The sequence below is a fragment of the Sphingomonas hylomeconis genome (assembly GCF_025370105.1).
GTDB lineage: Bacteria > Pseudomonadota > Alphaproteobacteria > Sphingomonadales > Sphingomonadaceae > Sphingomonas > Sphingomonas hylomeconis.
Map to the genome: position 1 here is coordinate 248,217 of NZ_JANQBK010000001.1, position 20,121 is coordinate 268,337.

Below are 20,121 nucleotides of genomic sequence, written 5' to 3' on the forward strand. Positions count from 1 at the left end.
CGTAGCGGCGCCCGAAACGCATCACGCCCGGCCGGCGGCGGCTCTGGGCCGCCGACCGACGACGCGGCTTTGCCGCGGCACGACCCAGTCTCGCAGTTCAAGCAAGCGGGTCGCTATCCCAGGGAGGGGTGCCCAAGGGCCGGAGCGTCATGCTCCGGCCCTTTTGCTGTGGCACCTCTTTGGCGCAGCATTATCCCTGCTTGCCCAGCGCCGCGGCGATCCGCGCCGCGAGCCGTGTCGCGACTTCCTCCTTGGGCAGGCGTTCCCAACTCTCCACGCCGCCGGCGGTGACGATGTGCACGGTGTTGGCGAGGCCGCCCATCACGTCGCCTGACACGTCGTTGGCGACGATCCAGTCGACATTCTTGCGCGCGCGCTTGGCGGTGGCGTGCGCGATCACATGTTCGGTCTCGGCGGCAAACCCGATCAGCAGCGCGGGCCGCTGCGCGCTGCGCGCGAGGCCGGCCAGGATATCCGGGTTTTCGATCAGCTGCAGCACGGGCGGCGCGCCGCTCTTCTTGATCTTCTGCCCGGTGTCCGCAACGCGCCAGTCGGCCACCGCGGCGACCATCACCGCGGCATCTACGGGCAGCGCGGCATCGACCGCGGCCTGCATCTCGCGTGCGGTTTCCACGTCGATGCGGGTCACGCCGGCGGGTGTCGGCAGCGTGACCGGGCCAGCAATCAGCGTAACGTGGGCGCCGAGCGCGGCCAGCGCGGCGGCGATCGCGAAGCCCTGGCGGCCGGACGAGCGGTTGGCGAGATAGCGCACCGGATCGATCGGCTCGTGTGTCGGGCCGGCGGTGACGAGGATGTGGCGGCCGTGCATCAGGCGGGCAGCGCGGCCCTGATCGCGACGAGGATCGCCGCCGGTTCGGGCAGCCGCCCGGGGCCGAACTCGCCGCACGCCATCGCGCCCTCGTCCGGCTCGAGCACCGTCACGCCGTCGCCGCGCAGCGTCGCCACGTTGCGGCGCGTCGCCGCGTGCTGCCACATCCGCACGTTCATCGCCGGCGCGGCGAGCACCGGCTTGTCGGTGGCGAGCAGCAGCGTGGTGGCGAGATCGTCGGCGATGCCGGCCGCCATCTTGGCCATCAGGTCGGCCGTGGCGGGTGCGACGACGACGAGATCGACGGCGCGGCTGAGCTGGATATGGCCCATCTCGGCTTCGTCCTTGAGATCCCACAAGCTGGTATAGACCTGGTTCTCGGACAAGGCGGCGAGCGTCATCGGGGTGACGAAATGCTGCCCGCCGGCGGTCAGCACGCAGGTGACCGCGATATCGGCCTTGCGGCACAGGCGGATCAGTTCGCAGGCTTTATAGGCGGCGATTCCGCCGCCGACGATCAGCAGGATCTTCATCGAATCATCCTCGTCACCGTGATCCGGCGCCGGTCGCGGGCGGCGACGATCAGGTCGCGCAGGCCATCGGGCAGGAAGGCGAGGCCGATCAGAATCGTGGGCGCGATCATCAGCCCCCAATAGAAGGTGTCGGTGCGCCCGAACAGGCCGAGCAGCAGCGCATAGGCACCAATGGTGGCGAGCGCGCGAAGCGCCAGCGGGTCGCGCCACGCCGCCCAGCCGAACAGCGTCAGGCCGACGAGCAGCGCCGCCAGCCAGGCCGGCGCGAGGTTCAGCGCAGTCGAGATCGTCATCGTCTTCACGAAGAAGCCGAAGCCGAGCAGGCCCGACCAGCCGGGGGAGGTGGGATCGAGCGGGCGCACGACCTGCGAGACGGCATAAGCGTGCAGCGTGACGACGACGGCGAAGATCGCGAGCGTCGCGACCCAGCCCCAGGCCTCGCGGCGATGCCCTTCGGCAAAGGCGAGCATCGCCATGATGCCGACATAGAGCACCGCCGTCTCGCGGATCAGCATCGCGATCATCCCGAACGCCGCCGCTTCGACCCAGCGGTTCGGCTTGCGCAGCGCGAGCGACAGTGCGATCAGCAGCCCGGCCCAAACCTCGTGAAAGCCGACCAGATCGGCCTGCACGAACGCCGCCATGCCGCCCGCCAACAGGATCACCGCGATCGCGCGCGGCGGCGCGCGAGCGAAGGCGGGGCGCAGCCGCACGAACCACGCCAGCAGCACGCCGGCGGCAAGCAGGTAGAGCAGGGCGATGGTCACCGGCGCCGGTAACAGGCTCTGCACCATGGCGAGCGTCGGCAGCCGGAAGGTGATGAACGGGCGCAGCGGATAGTTGCCGGTGCGCAGCGCGGCGGCGGTAACGGCATAGTAGTTGCCGCCGGCGCGCACACCCGAGACGATCGATTCGTACAACACGACATCGGCCATGTCGTCGGCGCGGGTGGCCGGGCTGTGGCTGACCGGCGGCGGCCCCGGGCTGGCCAACGCGGTCAGGCTGGCGGCGAGCACGAGCACGAGCAGCGCAAGCCCCCACCGCGCAGGGATGGGCTTCAGCGCTGCGAACCGGCTGGGGGCGCTCAGCCAGAGTGGGGTGAGCGGGCGGGACATTACCCGACCAGCGACCAGACGATCGCCGCCCCGAGCACCGCGCTGAGCAAGGCGACGGCAAGATAGCGCCAGCCACCGCCAATGCGCACGACCTCGATCTCGCGCAGCGGCGGGCTCGGCGGGGCGCCGCCGGGGGACGGGTAGCGCGCCTCGATGTTGCGGATCAGTTCGGGCAGCCGCGCCAGCGTGCGCAGATCGGTGATGATCTTGTCGGCAACGAATGCTTCGGGGCCGAGCTCGGTGCGGATCCATTCGCGCACGAACGGCGCGGCGGCATCCCAAAGATTGATATCGGGATCGAGACTGGTAGCGACGCCCTCGACCATCACCATGGTCTTCTGCAGCAGCAACAGATGCGGCTGGGTCTGCATGTCGAAATCGCGCGTGATGTTGAACAGGCCGTCGAGCATCATGCCGATCGACATGTCCTTGACTGCCATGCCGCGCATCGGTTCGCCCACCGCGCGCAGCGCGGTGGCGAATTCGGCGACATTGTGATGCGCCGGCACATAGCCCGCCTCGAAATGGATTTCCGCGACGCGCTTATAATTACCGGTGATCAGGCCGTAGAGGATTTCCGCCAGCCACACGCGGGCGCGCCGATCGATCCGGCCCATGATGCCGAAATCGATCGCGGCGATCTTGTTGCCGGGCAGCGCGAATAGGTTTCCCTGATGCATGTCGGCATGGAAGAAACCCTCGGCGATCGCCTGGCGGAGGAACGCATGGACAAGCGTGTTGGCGAGCAGGCGGACGTCGTAGCCCGCATCGACCAAGGCGGCGCGGTTACTCAGCTTTATCCCGTCGACCCATTCGAGCGTCAGCACCTTGCCGCTGGTGCGCTGCCAGTCGATCGCCGGCACGACGAAATCGGGCTCGGCGGTCATCGATTCGGCGAGTTCGGAGGCGGAGGCGGCCTCGCGGCGGAGATCGAGCTCGCGCGCCGTCCAGCGCTTGAACGTCTCGATCACCAGGCGCGGGCGCAGACGGGAAAGCTCGCCACCCATCGCCTCGACTTGGGCGGCAGCCCATTGATAGGTGTCGATCGCGCGGGCGAAATCTTCCTCCACGCCGGGGCGCAGGACCTTTACCGCCACGGTGCGGCCGTCGGTCGTAATTGCGCGGTGAACCTGCGCGATCGACGCCGCGCCGACCGGTACCGGATCGATCGATTGAAACAGCATGCTGGGATCGCGGCCGAACGCCCGGGTCATCGCGGCGTGAATCGTCTCGTACGGGACGGGCGGAAGCGCGTCCTGAAGGCGCAAAAGGTCATTAGCCGCCGCTTCGCCGACGATGTCGGGGCGGGTGGCGAGCGTTTGTCCGAGCTTGATCGCGGCGGGGCCGATCGCCTGGAGCGCGTCGGCATAGGCCGGGATCTTCGGCACGCGCGCGCCGATCCGCGCGATGCGAACGAGGCGGCGGATCGGGGCAGGGGTGTTTGGATCGCGCTCGATCCCGCGCAGCGCACCGTGGCGTGCAAGGATGCGGCCCCATTTTACCAGACGCCAGAGGTGGGTGGTGGTTTGGGTCACGCCTGCTCCCTTCCCGCATGCGGGAGGGGCTGGGAGAGGGCCTGTCGAATAAGCGTTGCGGAGGCCGTGAACAGGCCCTCCCCCGACCCCTCCCGCATGCGGGAGGGGGGAAGAAGCGTAACGCGCATCAAATCTTCCAGCCGCTGTGGATCGCGACGAGCCCGCCGAGCATCGGTTCAACCTTGGTCTGCACGAAGCCGGCCTCGGCAATCATGCCTTTGAACTTTTCCATGTCGGGGAAGCGGCGGATCGATTCGATCAGGTAGCGGTACGATTCGGGATCGCCCGCGAGCAACTGGCCGAGCTTCGGCACGACCTTGTGCGAGTAAGCGTCGTACACGTCGCCGAAGCCGGGCCACAGCGTGGTCGAGAATTCGAGGCAGTAGAAGCGACCGCCGCGGCGCAGCACGCGGTGCGCCTCGCGCAGCGCCTTGGGGATGTCTGTCACGTTGCGGATGCCGAACGCGATCGTATAGGCATCGAAGAAGCGATCGGGGAATTGCAGCACTTCGGCATTGGCCTCGGTCCAGACCAGGCCGTCGATGCCGCGCTTGGCGGCGCGTTCCATGCCCACTTCGAGCATCGCCGGGTTGATATCAGCGACGGTCACCGCCGCGCCGGACGCCGCGAGCCGGAAGGCGATGTCGCCGGTGCCGCCGGCCATGTCGAGCACCTGCTCCCCCTCGCGTGGCTTCACGCGGCGGACGAAGCGGTCCTTCCACAGCCGGTGCATGCCGCCCGACATGGCATCGTTCATGAGATCGTATTTCGCCGCGACGCTGGTGAACACGCCGCCGACACGGGCGGTCTTTTCCTGCGCGGGAATGTCTTCGTAGCCGAAGGAGACGGTATCGGGCGTAGGGGTGGGCGCTGGATCGGTCATGGTGCGGCTCTAGCCGAGCGCGGGCGCGGCGCAAACCACGATGATGGCGCGAGCCTGCTTCTCGTTACCGCGCGTCGGGCGGGCGCCAGCGTCGCACTGCTATCGCAGGCCGTCATCCTCGCCACAATATCGTCATCCTGAACTTGTTTCAGGATCCATCGGGCGGCTAAGCCCCGGACAATTAGGTGAGTGTCGCCATGCCGGCACAATGGATCCTGAAACACGTTCGGGATGACGGAGTGTGGGATGCCTGAACTACCAGAGGTCGAGACGACGGTGCGGGGCTTGCGGCCCGTGCTGGAGGGCCAGCGCCTGGCCTCGGTCGAGACGCGGCGCGGGGATCTGCGGCGGCCGTTTCCCGAAGATCTGCGCCAGCGCATGACGGGGGCCACCGTCACCGCGCTTGGCCGGCGCGCGAAATACGGGCTGATCGAGACGGATCGCGGCGATACCCTGATCTTCCATCTCGGCATGTCCGGCAGGTGGCGGGTCGATCCGGCCGAACTGCTTACGCACGATCATCTGCTCATCGCGACCGACAGCGGGCGGCACCTGGCGCTCAACGATGCGCGACGATTCGGCTCGGTCGATCTGTGGCCGACCGCCGATATCGATGCCTATCCGCCATTCCAGGGAATCGGCCCCGAGCCATTGGGCCCCGAGCTTACCGCGGGGCATCTGCATGATGCGCTCGGCGGGCGGAAGGCGTCGATCAAGCTGATGCTGCTCGACCAGCGCATCGTCGCGGGGCTCGGCAACATCTATGTCTGCGAGGCGCTGTATCTCGCGCGAATCTCCCCCAAGACCGCTGCCGGTCGGGTGTCGCCGGTGCGGTTAGAGCGGCTCGTAGAGGCCATCCGCGCGGTGCTGCTGGCCGCGATCGACGCCGGTGGATCGACGCTGCGCGATTATGCCAAGCCGGATGGCGAACTCGGCTATTTTTCCAAGCAATTCGCGGTTTACGGCCGTGAAGGAGAGCCGTGCGGCTGCGGCGGGCTGGTCAAACGCTATAGCGAGGGCGGCCGATCGACCTTCTGGTGCCCGAAATGCCAGCGATGAGAGTTGACCGCCGCGCCGGCGCTCGGTAAGGAGCGCGCTTTCCGGGGCTGCGGGCTTTGCCGTCCGCGCCCCTTTCTATTTACCAGATGAGGGCTTCATGGCGAACACGCCACAGGCGAAAAAGCGTATCCGTCGTAACGCGGCACGCACGATTGTGAACGGCAACCGGGTTGGTCGTATCCGTACCTTCGTCAAGAAGTGCGAATCGGCGCTGATCGCCGGCGACAAGGATGCGGCTGCTGCTGCGCTGGTCCAGGTCCAGCCGGAGCTGATGCGTGGCGTCGCCAAGGGCGTGTATCACAAGAACACGGCCTCGCGGAAATTCTCGCGCCTGACCAAGGCGGTCGCCGCACTCGCCTAACGGCGACGACGACGACGAAGCACATCGCCCGCCGGGACAGCTCCCGGCGGGCTTTTTGTCGTCCCTGATGCAGGTTAAGGCGCGCGATCGATTCACCCGCATGCGCAAATATCCTCAATCCGGAACGGGTATAGAACAGGCGCGGAAACGCTGCGATTCGCACGCCGGGTTTTCGCGCGGTCGGTGAAAAGCCAAGCGATTGCAGTGTCTTATAAGAAATTCGACGTGAATCCTTGGCGCGTTTTGTGTCAACCCGGATTATTTCGGAAATGTGACCGGTCGAGGCCTTGCTCGACTCGCCACGATCTTCTCTAACTGACCTCCGGCGGCGGCGATTCAGCCCGGCCGACTCTATCGTAACGGCCTCGGCGTCGGACGGATGTGATTCCGCCCGCGGGGAGCGTTTGCGATTGGGATTCATCAGCGCGGGGGGCAAATCGCGCCGTGGGTATAGAGGGTGCGAGTATCGTGGGTTTTGACGTGGATCAGCTGGGCGACGCGGCGCGCGCATGGGGAACCGTCCGCGGCCACCTGCGCGAATCCGCCGGCGCGCGCCTGTTTGATCAGTGGCTGAAGCCGATGGAACTGATCGACGACGGCGCGGACGACACGATTCGGCTCGCGCTCCCGTCGGCGTTCATGACCAACTGGGTCCGCAACCATTATGCCGATCGGCTGGCAGCGGAATTCCGCGCCATCCTGCCGGACGTGCGCAGCGTATCGATCGAAACGCGCGCCGCCACGGCGCCGGCCGCGGCGCCGGCCCCGACCGTGCTGAGCGTAGCGACCTCCGCCGCGCCGGTCGCGGTGAAGCCGGTCGAGCCCTCGGCGCGGCCGCCGCTCGACCCGCGCTTCACCTTCGACCGGTTCGTCGTCGATGCCTCGAACAAGGTAGCCTTCAACGCCGCCAAGGCGCTGGCCGCGCCGGGCGCGCCGCGCTTCAGCCCGCTGTTCCTGCATAGCGGCACGGGGCAGGGCAAGACCCACCTGATGCATGCGGTGGGCGCGGCCTATCTCGAGGCCGTGCCGGACGCGCGCGTGATCCTGATGTCGGCCGAGCGCTTCATGTTCGAATTCGTCTCGGCGATGCGCGCCAAGGACACGCATGCGTTCAAGATGCGCCTGCGCTCCGCCGATCTGCTGATGATCGACGATCTGCAGTTCATTGCCGGCAAGGATGCGACACAGGAAGAATTCTTCCACACGATCAACGAAGTGATGGCGGCGAACCAGCGGCTCGTCGTCTGTGCCGATCGCTGCCCGCAAAGCCTCGACGGCGTCGAAGCGCGGATCACCTCGCGCCTGTCGGTCGGCCTGGTGGCGGACATCAAGGCGCCGGACCTGCCGCTGCGCCAGGCGATCCTGCAGCGCAAGCTGGTCGACATGCCCGGCGCATCGGTGCCGGGCGAGGTGCTGGATCTGCTTGCCGGTCGGATCACGCAGAGCATTCGCGATCTGGAAGGCGCGCTGGGGCGGATCGTCGCCTATGCGCAACTGACCGGCGACAGCGTCGATCTCGATTTCGCCGTGGCGACGCTTGGCGACGTGCTGCGCGGCGCCGAACGCCGCGTGACGATCGACGAGATCCAGAAGGCGGTCTCGGCGCATTTCGAATTGAAGCCGGTCGATCTGGTGTCGGCCCGGCGCGCGGTGGTCGTGGCCCGGCCGCGGCAGATCGCCATGTATCTGGCCAAGCGCCTGACGACGCGCTCGCTGCCCGAAATCGGGCGCAAGTTCGGCGGGCGCGACCATTCGACCGTGATCCATGCGGTGCGGCGGATCGAAGCACTGCGCGACACGGACCGCGAAATCGACGGCGCCGTACGGATCCTGCTGCGCGAGCTTGAGGGCTAAGCGCGACCGGCTGCGGCCGCCAGCGAGGCCGCTAGATCTGCAATCCCATGGCGCGCTGCGCCGCCAATAGCGTCGGCGCGGCCAGATCGCGCGCTTTCTCCGCGCCGCGGTCGAGCAGGCGGCTGACTTCGGCGCGGTCGTCGAGCAGGCGCAGCATGCGATCCCGGATCGGGCCGAGCGTTGCCACGGCGAGATCGGCCAGCGCCGGCTTGAACGTGCCGAAGCCCTGGCCGGCATAATCCGCGATCACGCGATCGGGCGTGCTGTCGGCCAAAGCGGCATAGATCGTCACCAGGTTCTTGGCTTCGGGCCGGTCGGCGAGGCCGGCAACGGTGTCGGGCAACGCATCGGCGTCGCTTTTGGCCTTGCGGAACTTGCCGGCGATCGTCTCGTCATCGTCGACCAGATTGACCCGCGCCTGTTCCGACGGATTCGATTTCGACATCTTGGTCGCGGCGTCGCGCAGCGACATGATACGCGGCGCGGCCGCGCTGACCATTGGTTCGGGCTGCGTGAACAGATCGACCTTGTAATCGAGGTTGAACTTGGCGGCGATGTCGCGCGCAAGCTCGAGATGCTGCTTCTGATCGTCGCCGACGGGCACATGGGTGGCGTTGTAGAGCAGCACGTCCGCCGCCATCAGCACGGGATAATCGTACAGGCCGACGCTCGCGCCTTCGCGGTTCTTGCCGGCCTTGTCCTTGAACTGCGTCATGCGGTTGAGCCAGCCGACGCGCGCCACGTTGTTGAGCAGCCAGGCGAGCTCGCTATGCTGCGGGACGCGGGTCTGGTTGAACAGGATCGAGCGCTCGGGATCGATCCCGGCGGCGATCACCGTCGCGGCCATCTCGATCGTGTTCGCGCCGAGCTCGGCCGGGTCGATCCATTCGGTCAGGCCGTGCAGGTCGGCGATGAAATACAGCGTCTCGCCGCCCTGTTGCTGGATATCATCCTGCATCGCCACCCATTGCTTCACGGCACCGAGATAGTTGCCGAGGTGGAGATTGCCGGTGGGCTTGATGCCGGAGACGACGCGCATGTCAGGAAACTCTCAAACCGCCTTGCGCCGGAACATCACCCGCAGATCGGCGGGGGTGTAGGCGCGCAGCACGAAACAGGCGACCGCGTAGACCAGCCCGCCGGTGCCGACCAGCACGAACATCGCCATCCAGCGGGTCAGGCTCGGGCCGGTGGTATAGGGCGTGAAACGGTCGGTGAGCAGATACATCGCGATGCCCATCAGCAGCGCTGCGCCGAGCAGGCGGACGGCGCGGCGGCGCAGACGGAGGTCCGGCACGAAATGGCCGCGCGTGCGCAGCGTCCTGTACAGCAGGAACACGTTGACGCAGCTGGCAAGCGCGGTCGCGAGCGGCGGGCCGAGATGCTGGAGCGGCACGATGAAGGCCAGATTGAGCACGAAATTGATCGCGATCGCGATCGTCGCAAAGCGCACCGGCGTGCGCGTGTCCGACCGGGCATAATAGCCCGGCGTCAGCACCTTGACGAGAATATAGGCGGGCAGCCCGATCGAGAAGGCGGCAAGCGCGCCGGCGGTTGCGACGGTATCGTCCGCCTTGAACGCGCCGTGCTGGAACAAGGCGGCGACGATCGGGGCGCCGCACGCAATCAACGCGACGGTAGCGGGCAGCGTGAAGAACAGCGCCAGCTCCATGCCGCGATTCTGCGTATCCATCGCGTCCGCCTCATGGCCTAGCCCCAATTGGCGCGAGATTGTCGGCAGCAGCACCGTGCCGAGCCCGATGCCGATCAGGCCAAGCGGCAGCTGGTTCAGGCGATCGGCATAATAGATGTACGATACCGAGCCTTCGGGCAGCAGGCTGGCGGCGAGCGCGGTGGAGACAACGAGGTTGATTTGCACCGCCCCGGCGCCGGCCGCGGCGGGCCAGATCAACGACAGCAGCTTCTTCACGTCGGGGTTGAGCCGCGGCATGCGCAGCCGCAGCCGAACGCCCGCGGCGCGGCACGACCAGCCGAGCCACAGCAGTTGCAAAGCGCCCGATACCGTCACCGCGATCGCCTGGTTGCGCGCGGTGCCGAGCGGATCGGTATGGAAAAACAGCAGCGCCGCGATCAGCGTCGCGTTGAGCAGGATCGGTGCGGCGGCGTTGACCCAGAATTTCTGCAGCGAATTGAGGATGCCGCCGAGCAGCGAGACCAGGCTGATCAGCAGCAGATAGGGAAAGGTGATCCGCGATAACTCAACCGCGAAGGCGAACTCGCCGGCGCTGGCATTCTTGAATCCGCCCGACAGCAGATAGGTGACCGGCCAGGCGGCCAGCTCCATCACGATCGTGAACACGATCAGCATCGGCAGCAGCACCGACAACGCGTTTTCGGCAAACGTCACGGCCCGCGGCATGCCGTTCTCGCCCTCGGCCATCTTGCGATTGAACATCGGTATGAACGCGGCGGAGAAGGCCCCTTCCGCGAACAGCGCGCGGAAAAGGTTGGGCAGGCGGAACGCGACGAGGAAAGCATCCGACGCGAAGCTCGCGCCGACAAAGCGGGCGAACAGCGAATCGCGGACCAATCCGAGCACGCGGCTGGCGAGGGTGAGCCCCCCGACGGACCCCAGCGCGCGTGTCAGGTTCATGGCCATGCCTTTTGAAAAGTGCTCCTGCGCAAGCAGGAGCCCAGAGCCGCTATGGTGCCGCCCGTCGCCTCGGACTCCTGCTTTCGCAGGACCACGGGGGCGCGGACGCGGTCAGGCTCAAGCAGTGCCGACTTCGCCGGTGGTGACGGCGGGCTGGCCTTCGGCATCGGCCTGCTGCTGATACAGCGTGCCGAAATCGATCGGCTCGAGCAGCAGCGGCGGGAAGCCGCCGTCGCGCACCGCATCGGCCAGCACGCGGCGGGCGAACGGGAAGATCAGGCGCGGCGCTTCGCCGAGCAGGAACGGCTGCAGATGCTCGGCGGGGATGTTACGCAGCCCGAACAGGCCGGCGAACGACAGGTCGACGATGAATGCGACCTGGCCCTCGGCCTCGGCGCGTACCTCGATCTTGAGCACGACTTCATAGACGTCCTCGCCGACCTGGCCCGAGCCGATGTTGAACTGCACGTCGATCTGCGGCGCGGTCTGGTTCTGGTAGATCGCGGGAGCGTTGGGATTTTCGAACGACAAATCCTTCACATATTGCGACAGCAGGCCGACGGCGGGCGCCGTATCTTCGCCGTTGGTGTAGGGCTCGGTCGTCACGCCGCGGTCCTGGTCGCTCATCGAAACTCGTCCTTTGAATAGAGTGGGCCATATCACGGCTCAGGAGCGCGCGCCTAGCAGGCGGCGTGCCCATGTTCAACGGTTTGGCGGTTTGGGGGAGCATTTGAAAGCCCCGCGTGTTACGCCTATGTTGCGTGCCCGCACCTGCGCGTTTGGAGACCAGAGTGTTTTACGTTGTACTGCTTGCGATGGTCGCCGGATTTGTGGCGCTACGTCTCTATATGGTGCTGGGCAAGCGCACCGGCCATGAACAGGCGCTGCCCAAGGCGGCCGAGGAGCGCGCGCCGATCACCGTGCTGCCACGCCCGATCGAGGGTGCGCCCGAGCCGCGCGAGATCGCCAACCGCCACATCGACAGCAAGGCCGAAGCGGGCCTGCGACAGATAGTTGCGGCCGAGCCCGGGTTCGACATCGGCCAGTTCGTCGAGGGCGCCAAGGGCGCGTATCGCATGATCCTGGAAGCCTATTGGAAGGGTGACGAAGAGTCGCTCGAATGGCTCGTCGAGTCCGACGTCAAGGCGGCCTTCGGCGAAGCGATTGCAGCGCGGGCGGAGACCGGCCACGTGCTCGACAACCGACTGGTGTCGATCGAACGCGCGGTGATCACCGATGCATCGCTCAACGGCAGCGCGGCGCGCATCACCTTGCGCTTCGATGCCGATGTCGCGGCGATCACCCGCGATGCCGAGGGCAATGTCATCGCTGGTTCGATGAGCGACGCGGTTGAGACGCACGACGTGTGGACCTTCGCACGGACGCTGAAGAGCAGCGATCCGAACTGGAAGCTCGCCGATACCGACGAAGCGTGATGCGCATGACAAGGGCGCGCGGACTGGCCGGCGTCGCGCTCGGTCTGCTGCTTGGTGCGTGCAGTGGCGGGATCGTGCCGCCGAACGGCGTGTCGCGCACCCCGCCGCCCCGCACCACGGGCCGGGACAGCTATCAACCGCCGCGACAGAACAATGTACCGGTGCGGCAGCCGATTCCCGCCGTTCCTTTGCCGCCGATCGCCACCGTGCCGGCCCTCGGGGCGACTACGGCCGCGGCTGCGGGCGTGGTCGCGGGGCCGGTATTCGCTTCCTTGCCGATCAGCGATGCGCAGGCGCGCGATGCGCTGGCCGCGTTCCGCATCTCCTGTGCCTCGCTGGTGCGGCGCACCGACACGTCGGGGCTGACGCGCGGTAGCGACTGGCAACCGGCATGTGACGCGGCCAGGTCGGCCGGCGATGCCCGAACCTTCTTCGCGCAATGGTTCGAGACCGCACAGGTCGGCGATGGCCGCGCCTTTGCAACCGGCTATTACGAGCCGCAGATCCACGGCGCGCGCGAGCGGCGCGACGGCTATGTGCCGATCTATGGCCGGCCGAGCGATCTGGTCGAGGCCGATCTCGGCCTGTTCAGCGATGACCTGAAGGGCAAGAAAATCCGCGGGCGGGTCGAGAAGAACGCCTTCATTCCCTATTTCGATCGCACCGCGATCGAGCAGGGCGCGCTCGACGGGCGCGCGCCGATCATCGCCTGGGCGGCAGACCCGGTCGAGCTGTTCTTCCTGCAGGTGCAGGGATCGGGACAGTTGCGTCTGCCCGATGGGACGGTGATGCGCGTCGGCTACGATACGCAGAACGGCAGATCCTATACCGGGATCGGCGCGCTGATGAAGGCGCGCGGGTTGCTCGGCCCCGGGCAGACATCGATGCAGGGCATCGTGCAATGGCTGCATGACCATCCGGCCGAGGGTCGCGACATCATGCGCGAGAACAAGAGCTATGTGTTCTTCCGCGAACAGCAGGGATCGCCGCTGGGCGCGCTCGGCCTGCCGGTGACGCCCGCGGTGAGCGTGGCGGCGGACGTGAAGTTCGTGCCGCTGGGCGCGCCGGTGTTCCTGTCGATGGACCGCACCGACGCCAACGGTCTGTGGGTGGCGCAGGATACCGGCGGCGCGATCAAGGGTAGCAATCGCTTCGACACCTTCTGGGGCGCGGGCGACGATGCGCGCGCCACTGCTGGCGGGATGAGCGCGCGTGGCACGGCGTTCCTGTTGCTGCCGATCGGCACGATCGCGCGGCTGAATGCGGCGCGGGGCTTCCCGGCGCCCTAAATGGCGGACCGGCCGTTATCGTCGGGCGAAGCGGCGCTATGGGCGCGCGTGCTGGAGACGGTGCGGCCGCTGCGCGTGGCGCCCAAGCCGGTGGCGAAAGTGCCGGTGACGAAGGTCGCAGCGAAGCCTTCGAAGCATGTGGTCGCGGCACCGCCAGCCCTCCTCGCTGGCAAGGGTGGGGCGGGGGGCAAGTCGAGCGAGAGCGCGATGTTCGAGAAGTTGCTGGACCTCGGCGTCGGCAGCGTCGTCACGAAAGCACGCGCAGGCGCACGCGCAGGCCCACGCGCGCACCCCCAACCCCTCCCGTCGAAGGAGGGGCGCAAGAGCAACACGCTCGACGGGTCGTGGGACAAGAAGCTCGCCCGCGGCCTCGTGTCGCCGGACTGTTCGATCGATCTGCACGGACACAACCTCTCCACTGCCTATGCGACGCTGGATGGCGCGCTCGACCAGGCGATCCGCATGGGCGATCGCGTCGTCCTGCTGGTGACGGGCAAGCCGCCCCGCGCGGAGAGCGAGCGGCCGCACGCGCGCGGCGCGATCCGCGCGGCGGTGGGCGACTGGCTGGCGGGCTCGCGGCACGCCTCGGCGATCGCCGCGGTGCGCGGCGCGCACCCGCGGCACGGCGGCGCCGGCGCATTGTATATCATTTTGCGAAGGTCAGACCCGAATCGAGTTTATTAACCTCTCAGCGGTTATTTTCGGCTCGGGGCCGCTAGATCGGTCCACAGGCCGGGGACCTTACGAGCGCAATGGAAGGAGTGTCGCTAAAGAGCCGCGCTATTGCGTTCGCGATGTGCGCCGGATCGGTTGCATTCATCCTGGCGCTGGTTGCGACGACGCCCGAAGGGCCGATCGGCATCGCCGATGTGGCGCGCGCGCTGATCGCCGCGATCGTCTGCGCCGTATTGAGCTGGGCGTCCGCCGAACGCGCGCTGGCCAGCACTGCGGCAGCGATCGATTCGGCAATCCTGCGCCTCTCGCATGCCGCGCAAGGCGATCTGACCAGCGCCATCCCGTCGGAGATCGGCACCTGCGTGCCGGATCTCTCCAATGCGATGACCGGGCTGTTCCAGCAGATCAGCATCAATCTCGAAAGCGTGCATCGGCTGGCGATGTTCGATTCGGTCACCGCGCTGCCCAATAGAACCAATTTCCGGCGTACCTGCGAGCGCATGCTGAGCGATCTGCCGCCCGGCACGATCGCCGCCCTGTTCTTCATTGATCTGGATCGATTCAAGACCGTCAACGATACGATGGGCCATGCGATGGGCGACATGCTGCTCGGCATGGTCGCCAATCGCCTGCGCGCGGTGGGCGACCGGGTGAGCGACGATACCGGCGCGCCGCAGCCGCTGATCGGGCGGCTCGCCGGTGACGAGTTCACCATGTTCGTCAGCCACCTCGCCGATGCTAGCGAGGCATCGCGGATCGCCCGCGGCCTGCTGTTCGCGCTGGCCGAGCCGTTCGATCTGCTCGGCACCGATGTCGAGATCGGTGCCTCGATCGGCATCGCCATGCGTCCCGATCACGGCACCAACCTGACCGATCTGATGCGCGCCGCGGATGCCGCGATGTATCATGCCAAGGCCAGCGGGCGGGGGCGGGCGGAATATTTCACCAAGGAGTTGGCCGATCGGATTGCCGACCGGGCGCGGCTGGAAATCGATTTGCGCGAAGCGATCGAACAGGGGCAGTTCACGCTGGTCTACCAGCCGCAGGTCAGCGTGCCCGACGGACGGATCGTGGCGGCCGAGGCGCTGTTGCGCTGGCAGCATCCGCGTGACGGCACTACACTGCCGGGCGCGTTCATCCAGCGCGCCGAGGAAACCGGGCTGATTGTCGAGATCGGCGAATGGGTGATCGCGACGGTAGCCGAGACGATCGAACGCTGGGGGCGGCTAGGCATCGAGCAGCGGCTGGCGATCAACATCTCGCAGCGCCAGCTGGATCATGCCGCTTTCTTCAAGCGGCTGCGCGCAGCGATGCGTCTGGCCAATGCCCCGGCCCGGCTGCTCGAACTGGAAATCACCGAGACGCTGGCCATGCATTGCTCGCAGGACGTGATCGAGGCGATCGCGCAGTTGCGCGCGGACGGCGCGACGATCGCGATCGACGATTTCGGCACCGGCTATTCGAACCTGTCGCGGCTGCGCGACCTGCCGGTCGATCGGGTGAAGCTGGATCGCAGCCTGATCATTGATATTGCCGAGAGCGCCGAGGCGCGGATGATCGCGCAGGCCGTGATCGGGCTGATCCATGGCCTGGGCTGCGAGGCGGTGGGCGAGGGGATCGAAAGCCAGGCGCAGGCCGATGTGCTGCGCGTGATCGGCTGCGACGTGATCCAGGGCTTCGCGATCGCCGAGCCGATGGACGAGGCCGCATTCGTCGACTGGTCGCGCACCGACGCGCGCCGCGCGCTCCGCGCCCGGGCGTAACGATGGGCGCTAGCGCAGCGCGCGGGCGATGATGTCGGCGTAGATATCGCGCAGCGTTTCGAGATCGGCGATCGCCACCGCCTCGTCGAGCTTGTGCATCGTTGCGTTGCACAGGCCGAATTCGACCACCGGGCATAGCTTCGACAGGAACCGTGCATCGGACGTGCCGCCGGTGGTGGAAAGTTCGGGGCGAAGTCCCGTATGCGCCTCGATCGCATCGCCGATCAGCGTGGAGAAGGCGCCCGGCGGCGTCAGGAACGCCTCGCCCGAAATGCGCGCGGTAACGGTGGCAGCCGGCGCGTGGCGCTGCACGATCGCCTCGATCCGCTGAACCAGCGCCGCACCGTTCTGCTCGTCGTTGAAGCGGACGCTGAGCCGCGCCGCGGCATGCGCGGGAATCACGTTGGTCGCGGGGTTGCCGACGGTGATGTCGGTCGCCTCGATGTTCGAGGGCTGGAACCAGGCGTTGCCGTGATCCAGCACGATCGCGTCGATCTCGGCCAGTGCCGCAACGAGCCTGGGGATCGGATTGTCGGCAAGCTGCGGATAGGCGACATGCCCCTGGCGGCCGGGCATATCGATCCAGATATTGACCGATCCGCGACGACCGATCTTGATCATGTCGCCGAGCCGGGCCGTCGAAGTCGGTTCACCGACCAGGCATAGGTCCGGCGCGATGCCGCGGTTGGCCATACGATCGATGATCGCGGGCGTGCCGAAGGTCGCCGGGCCTTCCTCGTCGCCGGTAACGATCAGGCTGATCGTGCCGGCGCTGGTGACGGGAATGGCGGCAACAAAGGCGGCGATGGCCCCCTTCATGTCAACCGCGCCGCGGCCGTAAAGCAGACCGTCGCGCACGTCCGCGGCGAACGCGCCGCTGGTCCAGCCGGTGCCGGGCGGGACGACGTCGAGATGTCCGGCAAAGGCGAAATGCGGGCCGGCGGTACCGCGGACGGCAAGCAGGTTCTCGACCGGGCCATCGGGCGCCGCGCCGACGACAAAGCGATCAACCGCGAAGCCGAGCGACAGCAACGCCGCTTCGAGCACGTCGAACACGGCGCCGCGCGCAGGCGTGACGCTATCGCAGGCGATCAGCGCCGTGGCGAGATCAAGGACATCGGGACGTTCGGGTGGCATATGTGGCTCAGACATGGAGGGGACATTGCCCAAGCTCGATCTCGATACAATCCCGCAGACCAATGCTACCGGCTACCCGGCGCCGTTCGACGCGGCGGTGGCAGGACGCTGGTACCGCCGCATGGCCCCGGTGGCGGGGCTGACCCAGATGGGCGCGAGCCACGTCACGCTGAAGCCCGGCGCCTGGTCGTCGCAGCGGCACTGGCATCGCAGCGAGGACGAATTGGTGGTGATGCTGTCGGGCGAAGCGGTGCTGGTCGAGGATGACGGCGAAACGGTGCTGCGCGCCGGCGACGTCGCGGCGTTCCCCAAAGGCATGGCCAACGGACATCATTTGCAGAACCGCAGCGACGCGGACTGCGTGTTCGTCGCGATCGGCACCGGCGCCGACGAGGGCGGCTGCTATTCAGACATCGACATGGATTTCGCGCCGCACGGCTATACGCACAAGGACGGCACGCCGTACGCAGCGCAGCGGATCAAGTAGCGGAAGGCACCTCGAACTTCTCGATCACCCATTCCTCTTCCTGTGCGGCGGCGATCCAGTCCTGCATGAAGGGATGCTGCAGCACCGCGTCCATATAGCCGGCGGCGAAGCGCGCGATCGGCAGGCTATAGGTGACGATGCGCGTGACGACGGGCGCGAACATGATGTCGGCCGCGCCGAACGGGCCGAACAAGAATTCGCCGTCGCCGCCAAAGCGTGCGCGCGCCTGCGCCCAGAGCTCCATGATGCGCGCGAGATCGGCGATCACGTCGTCGTCGGGCTGCACGGGCGGGAAGGACTGGCGGATGTTCATGCTGTGCTTGCGGCGCAGGGCGGTGAAGCTTGAATGCATTTCCGCCGACATCGAACGCGCCATTGCGCGCGCGGCATCGTCGGCTGGCCAAAACAGGTCGCGATCGGTCTTCTCGGCGAGATATTCGATGATCGCCAGGCTGTCCCACACCACCGCATCGCCATCCCACAGGATCGGCACCTTGCCCGAGGAGGGGGCGAATTCGTCGCCTTCGCGGCGCTTGTCCCATGCCTCGTCGTACAGCGGCACGACGACTTCCTCGAACAGCAGCCCGGATTGCTTGCACGCGAGCCAGCCGCGCAGTGACCAGGAGGAATAGGCCTTGTTGCCAATGATCAGTTTCATAGGGAGGCGGGATAGCGGCGGCAGGCCGCACAGGCAACGCGCCTGATCAGTTGCCGGGGGCGGGTGTCGGTGGCGCCGGTGTGGGCGTCAGCACGCGCCCGTTGACCCGGATCGGCCCGACCGGCTTTTCCGACATCGGGCTGGACGCGCCGGTCTTGCGGCCGCGCAGATGATCGATTTCGGCCTGGCGGCGCTGCAGGTAGAAGGCGCGCGTGTTGGCGTAGGGATCTTCCTGGCCGTCGTGCAGCGCGGAGAGCGTCTCGTCGAATTCGGCGCGGTGATCGAGCGCGCCGAGCACGCCGAGCGGGGCCGCAACTTCCGGGCGGGTGAAAGTCCGGCCGAACACGAGCGGCATGGTCAGGCGATCGACCGCGCCGCCGAACAGATCGCGTACCGTGGTCGGTCCGACGATCGGCAGAAACATGAACGGGCCGTTGGGGACACCGTAGAAGCCGAGCGTATCGGCGAACCCGTTGCCGCGGCGCGGGAGCTTGAACGGCTTGCGTTTGGCCATGTCGACCACGCCAAGCGCGCCGATCGTCGTATTGAGTGCGAAGCGGCCGACCGTTTCCGCGGCCTTGCCGATCTTGTGCTGCAACACGAAGTTGATGAACACGACCGGTTCGCGCAGATTGTACAGGAAGTTGTGGATGCCCTGGCGGATCGGAGAGGGCACCTTCTTCTTGTAGACCATCGCGACGGGCCCGACGATCGCATCGTCGACCGCATTGGTAAGCTCGAACGCCTTGAGATTGGCGCCGCGCAGCGGATCGGCAGCATCCGACGCCGAGCGCGCAGTGACCACCACATCGGCCTGGTGCGGCGGCTCAGCGGCTGGTGGCGCGGTATCCTGCAGCGGTAGCGGTGTGAGCGACGGTGCGGGCGTCTCGATCGGCTGGGGTACTGCCTGATCGACGGGGGCAGTGATCGGCGCCGCCGGAGCGGCCGGCGGCTCGGTCTGCAGCGGGGGCGCAACCGAGAGCGCCGCAGCCGTCGTCAAGATCAATAGGCCCACGTGCCGCCCTTCCAGAAATACGGCTTCGCCTTACCGTCATGTTTGCGAAATATCCCTGAAGCACAGTCTCGCCGCGGCACGAAACGCTAATTGCCGGGCGGCACCACGACCGGCGCCCCGGCCCGGCGCGCATCGCCGCAAGTCGCTGATATCGGCCGCTCCGGTTGGGTGCCGTCGGCGGTCAGCCGATCGCTTCGATCACCGCCGCGCGCAATTCGGCGATGCCGAGTCCGGTTTCGCTGGAGGTCAGCAAGATATCCGGGTGGGCGGCAGCGCGCTTGCGCGCTTCCTCGGCGGTTCGAGTCGCGACGTCGGCAAGGTCGCTGGCCTTGATCTTGTCCGCCTTGGTCAGCACCAGGCGGTAGCTGACCGCGGCCTTGTCGAGCATCTCGAGGATCTCGCGGTCGACATCCTTGATGCCGTGGCGCGAGTCGATCAGCACCAGCGCGCGCTTCAGTTCCTGCCGGCCGCGCAGGAAATCGTTCACCAGGAAGCGCCACTGCTTGACGATGTCCTTGGGCGCCTTGGCATAGCCATAGCCGGGCATGTCGACGAGGCGGAAGCCGAGCGGCTCGCCGACATCGAAGAAGTTGAGTTCCTGCGTGCGGCCCGGGGTGACCGAGGTGCGCGCCAGCGCCTTGCGCCCGGTGAGCGCGTTGAGCAGCGACGATTTGCCGACATTGGAGCGGCCGGCAAAGGCCACTTCCGGCACGCTCGCCTCGGGCAGGAATTCGAGCTTCGGCGCGGACTTCAGGAACGCGACAGGGCCGGCGAACGTCTTGCGCGCGCGCTCGACCAGATCGGGGTCGAAGGTCGCGGTTTCGAATGGCGCGGGGGCGGACGCTTCGGGCGGTGTGTCGGTCATCTGTTCGGTCCGT

18 protein-coding genes and 1 pseudogene are annotated in these 20,121 nt (G+C 67.1%); 8 read left to right on the forward strand and 11 right to left on the reverse strand.

Going from position 1 to position 20,121, the window contains the following annotated elements; translation table 11 throughout:
* Nucleotides 1-190 precede the first annotated feature (190 nt).
* The 4 genes and pseudogenes from coaBC to NV401_RS01335 all read right to left on the reverse strand — a co-directional run bounded on the left by coaBC (nt 191) and on the right by NV401_RS01335 (nt 4,895).
* Nucleotides 191-1,362: pseudogene (coaBC, locus tag NV401_RS01320) on the reverse strand (bifunctional phosphopantothenoylcysteine decarboxylase/phosphopantothenate--cysteine ligase CoaBC).
* The gene (locus NV401_RS01325) at nt 1,359-2,477 is read right to left on the reverse strand and encodes a hypothetical protein (RefSeq protein ID WP_261292567.1); all 1,119 of its coding nucleotides are present in this window, start codon (nt 2,475-2,477) and stop codon (nt 1,359-1,361) included. The pseudogene coaBC and the gene NV401_RS01325 overlap by 4 nt, the downstream one beginning before the upstream one ends.
* Nucleotides 2,477-4,012, reverse strand: coding sequence for a 2-polyprenylphenol 6-hydroxylase (gene ubiB / locus NV401_RS01330; protein WP_261292568.1), 1,536 nt, complete (start codon nt 4,010-4,012; stop codon nt 2,477-2,479). The genes NV401_RS01325 and ubiB overlap by 1 nt, the downstream gene beginning before the upstream one ends.
* 127 nt (nt 4,013-4,139) lie before the next feature.
* On the reverse strand, nt 4,140-4,895 hold the full coding sequence (locus NV401_RS01335; protein ID WP_261292569.1) for a class I SAM-dependent methyltransferase: 756 nt from the start codon (nt 4,893-4,895) through the stop codon (nt 4,140-4,142).
* 246 nt (nt 4,896-5,141) lie between these two features.
* Between NV401_RS01335 and mutM the strand changes: the two genes are divergently transcribed.
* The 3 genes from mutM to dnaA all read left to right on the forward strand — a co-directional run bounded on the left by mutM (nt 5,142) and on the right by dnaA (nt 8,169).
* Entirely contained in the window at nt 5,142-5,954 is an 813-nt protein-coding gene (mutM, locus tag NV401_RS01340) for a bifunctional DNA-formamidopyrimidine glycosylase/DNA-(apurinic or apyrimidinic site) lyase (RefSeq protein ID WP_261292570.1), read from the forward strand.
* Between the two features lie 97 nt (nt 5,955-6,051).
* The gene (gene rpsT / locus NV401_RS01345; RefSeq protein ID WP_261292571.1) at nt 6,052-6,315 is read left to right on the forward strand and encodes a 30S ribosomal protein S20; all 264 of its coding nucleotides are present in this window, start codon (nt 6,052-6,054) and stop codon (nt 6,313-6,315) included.
* 468 nt (nt 6,316-6,783) lie between these two features.
* The gene (gene dnaA / locus NV401_RS01350; protein ID WP_261292572.1) at nt 6,784-8,169 is read left to right on the forward strand and encodes a chromosomal replication initiator protein DnaA; all 1,386 of its coding nucleotides are present in this window, start codon (nt 6,784-6,786) and stop codon (nt 8,167-8,169) included.
* A gap of 31 nt (nt 8,170-8,200) precedes the next feature.
* Here dnaA and trpS read toward each other — a convergent pair whose 3' ends face one another.
* The 3 genes from trpS to secB form a co-directional block, all read right to left on the reverse strand.
* Nucleotides 8,201-9,208 carry a tryptophan--tRNA ligase gene (gene trpS, locus NV401_RS01355; RefSeq protein WP_261292573.1) on the reverse strand — a complete coding sequence of 336 codons (1,008 nt, stop codon included), beginning with the start codon at nt 9,206-9,208 and terminating at the stop codon, nt 8,201-8,203.
* A 12-nt stretch (nt 9,209-9,220) separates the two neighbouring features.
* Complete coding sequence (murJ, locus tag NV401_RS01360) at nt 9,221-10,783, reverse strand: murein biosynthesis integral membrane protein MurJ (RefSeq protein ID WP_261292574.1); 1,563 nt, start codon at nt 10,781-10,783, stop codon at nt 9,221-9,223.
* Between the two features lie 117 nt (nt 10,784-10,900).
* A complete protein-coding gene (gene secB, locus NV401_RS01365; RefSeq protein ID WP_261292575.1) occupies nt 10,901-11,410 on the reverse strand; it encodes a protein-export chaperone SecB in 510 nt (169 codons plus the stop codon).
* Between the two features lie 164 nt (nt 11,411-11,574).
* Here secB and NV401_RS01370 point away from each other — a divergent pair, with 164 nt between their 5' ends.
* The 4 genes from NV401_RS01370 to NV401_RS01385 all read left to right on the forward strand — a co-directional run bounded on the left by NV401_RS01370 (nt 11,575) and on the right by NV401_RS01385 (nt 15,946).
* Nucleotides 11,575-12,219, forward strand: coding sequence for a Tim44/TimA family putative adaptor protein (locus NV401_RS01370; RefSeq protein WP_261292576.1), 645 nt, complete (start codon nt 11,575-11,577; stop codon nt 12,217-12,219).
* Between the two features lie 5 nt (nt 12,220-12,224).
* Complete coding sequence (gene mltA / locus NV401_RS01375) at nt 12,225-13,508, forward strand: murein transglycosylase A (RefSeq protein WP_261292577.1); 1,284 nt, start codon at nt 12,225-12,227, stop codon at nt 13,506-13,508.
* Between the two features lie 51 nt (nt 13,509-13,559).
* Nucleotides 13,560-14,192, forward strand: a complete 633-nt coding sequence (locus NV401_RS01380; protein ID WP_380817283.1) for a Smr/MutS family protein — start codon at nt 13,560-13,562, stop codon at nt 14,190-14,192.
* A gap of 68 nt (nt 14,193-14,260) precedes the next feature.
* Nucleotides 14,261-15,946: a putative bifunctional diguanylate cyclase/phosphodiesterase gene (locus tag NV401_RS01385; RefSeq protein ID WP_261292579.1), complete on the forward strand. Its 1,686-nt coding sequence runs from the start codon at nt 14,261-14,263 to the stop codon at nt 15,944-15,946.
* 9 nt (nt 15,947-15,955) lie between these two features.
* On the opposite strand, the gene dapE is transcribed toward NV401_RS01385, so the two are convergent.
* Nucleotides 15,956-17,098, reverse strand: coding sequence for a succinyl-diaminopimelate desuccinylase (dapE, locus tag NV401_RS01390; protein ID WP_261292580.1), 1,143 nt, complete (start codon nt 17,096-17,098; stop codon nt 15,956-15,958).
* Nucleotides 17,099-17,108: 10 nt separating this feature from the next.
* Between dapE and NV401_RS01395 the strand changes: the two genes are divergently transcribed.
* Nucleotides 17,109-17,570 carry a cupin domain-containing protein gene (locus tag NV401_RS01395; protein WP_261292581.1) on the forward strand — a complete coding sequence of 154 codons (462 nt, stop codon included), beginning with the start codon at nt 17,109-17,111 and terminating at the stop codon, nt 17,568-17,570.
* Here NV401_RS01395 and NV401_RS01400 read toward each other — a convergent pair.
* The 3 genes from NV401_RS01400 to yihA form a co-directional block, all read right to left on the reverse strand.
* Nucleotides 17,563-18,228 (reverse strand): glutathione S-transferase family protein, encoded by a 666-nt coding sequence (locus tag NV401_RS01400; RefSeq protein ID WP_261292582.1) that lies wholly within the window; start codon nt 18,226-18,228, stop codon nt 17,563-17,565. The two genes, NV401_RS01395 and NV401_RS01400, sit on opposite strands and share 8 nt — an antisense overlap.
* A gap of 46 nt (nt 18,229-18,274) precedes the next feature.
* A complete protein-coding gene (locus NV401_RS01405; RefSeq protein ID WP_261292583.1) occupies nt 18,275-19,243 on the reverse strand; it encodes an MlaA family lipoprotein in 969 nt (322 codons plus the stop codon).
* 181 nt (nt 19,244-19,424) lie between these two features.
* The gene (gene yihA / locus NV401_RS01410; protein WP_261292584.1) at nt 19,425-20,108 is read right to left on the reverse strand and encodes a ribosome biogenesis GTP-binding protein YihA/YsxC; all 684 of its coding nucleotides are present in this window, start codon (nt 20,106-20,108) and stop codon (nt 19,425-19,427) included.
* Nucleotides 20,109-20,121: the final 13 nt, after the last annotated feature.